Origin of the sequence: Nakamurella sp., from assembly GCF_048594475.1 — a bacterium.
Classification (GTDB): Bacteria; Actinomycetota; Actinomycetes; order Mycobacteriales; family Nakamurellaceae; genus Nakamurella.
Genome location: NZ_JBMDXT010000390.1, coordinates 1 through 1,579, shown reverse-complemented (window position 1 = coordinate 1,579; position 1,579 = coordinate 1). Strand labels below are relative to the sequence as shown.

Annotated in this window: 3 protein-coding genes; all 3 read left to right on the top strand. The window is 72.8% G+C overall.

The window, feature by feature from the left end:
- On the top strand, positions 1 to 202 hold a 202-nt coding region (gene atpE / locus ACOJUF_RS17695), incomplete at its 5' end, for an ATP synthase F0 subunit C (RefSeq protein ID WP_420123138.1).
- A gap of 34 nt (positions 203 to 236) precedes the next feature.
- On the top strand, positions 237 to 770 hold the full coding sequence (locus ACOJUF_RS17690) for a F0F1 ATP synthase subunit B (RefSeq protein ID WP_420123137.1): 534 nt from the start codon (positions 237 to 239) through the stop codon (positions 768 to 770).
- Positions 770 to 1,579 (top strand): F0F1 ATP synthase subunit delta (locus ACOJUF_RS17685; RefSeq protein ID WP_420123136.1); only part of this gene is annotated, 810 nt, incomplete at its 3' end. The genes ACOJUF_RS17690 and ACOJUF_RS17685, both read left to right, overlap by 1 nt.

Below are 1,579 nucleotides of genomic sequence, written 5' to 3'. Positions count from 1 at the left end.
CGGCAACGTCGGCACCCTCGGTTACGGCCTGTCCGCCATCGGCCCGGGTATCGGCGTCGGCATCGTGTGGGCGGCCTACATCTCCTCCACCGCCCGCCAGCCCGAGTCCGCCGGCCTGACCCGGACCTACGCCTTCCTCGGCTTCGCGGTGTCCGAGGCGCTTGCCCTGCTGGGCTTCGTGGTGCCGTTCATCCTGACCTGATCCGCCCCGAGACCTTTCGAGAGTCAGGATCGTCATGATTGTGAACATCGCCGTCGACGTCGCCGCTGAGGAGACGACCAACCCGATCGGCCTGCCCTGGGGCGAGGTCGTCATCGGGGCGATCGGGTTCGCGCTGCTGCTGGTCGTGCTGGGCAAGTTCGTCTGGCCCCAGTTCGAGAAGGCGTACGCCGCGCGCACCAAGGCCATCGAGGGTGGCATCGCCAAGGCCGAGGAGGCCCAGAACGAGGCCAAGGCCGCGCTGGACCGGTACAACCAGCAGCTGGCCGGCGCCCGTGAGGAAGCCGCCAAGATCCGCGAGGACGCCCGGACCCAGGCCCAGGCCATCCGCGACGACATGCTGGCCCAGGCGCACGCCGAGGCCGAGCGGATCGCCGCGGCCGGCCGGGCCCAGCTGGACGCCCAGCGGGCCCAGATCGTCGCCGAGCTGCGGGCCGACCTCGGCCGCGTGTCGGTCGAACTGGCCGGCCGGGTCGTCGGCGAGTCCCTGGAGGACCAGGCCCGGCAGAACCGGACGGTCGAGCGCTTCCTGGCCGAGCTGGACCGCTGATGATCCAGCACATCGCCAGCCGCGAGGCCCTGGAAGCGACCAACCGGCGTCTGCTGGAGGTGTCCGAGCCGCTCGACGGCGACGGGCTGGCCGCGCTGGGCAGCGATCTGGACGGCGTGTCGGATCTGCTGCTGGCCCAGGTGCCGCTGCGGCGGACCCTGTCGGAGAACACCCTGTCGCCCGACAGCCGGGCCGGCATCGTCGATCGCCTGCTCGGCGGCAAGGTCGGCGCGCCGGCCCTGGACGTCGTGCAGTTCGCCGTCCGGCAGGAGTGGGCCTCGTCCCGTGACCTGCAGGACGCGCTGCGCCGGCTGAGCCGGACGGCGATGTTCCGCCGGGCCGAGCGGACCGGCGAGCTGGACGAGGTCGAGGACCAGCTGTTCCGGTTCGGTCGGATCGTCGACGCCAGCCCCGACCTGTCGGTGATCCTGGACGATCCGACGGCGGATCCGGCGGCCCGGTCGGCGTTGGTGGACCGGCTGCTGTCCGGCCGGGCGCATCCGCTGGTCACCGAACTGGTCGACGCCCTGGCCCGGGACACCGCCGGCCGGTCGTTCACCCACGGCGTGCGCGAGCTGCTCGACCAGGCGGCCCAGCGCCGGGACAAGATCGTCGCCTTCGTCCGCACGGCCCGCCCGCTGACCGACGACCAGCAGGCCCGGCTCGGTGCCTCGCTGGCCCGGATCTACGGCCGGCAGGTCACCACCCACGTCGAGGTCGAGCCGGAGCTGCTCGGCGGCGTCCGCGTGCAGATCGGTGACGAGGTCATCGACGGCACCGTGGCGGGGCGGCTCGACGAGCTGCGCCGC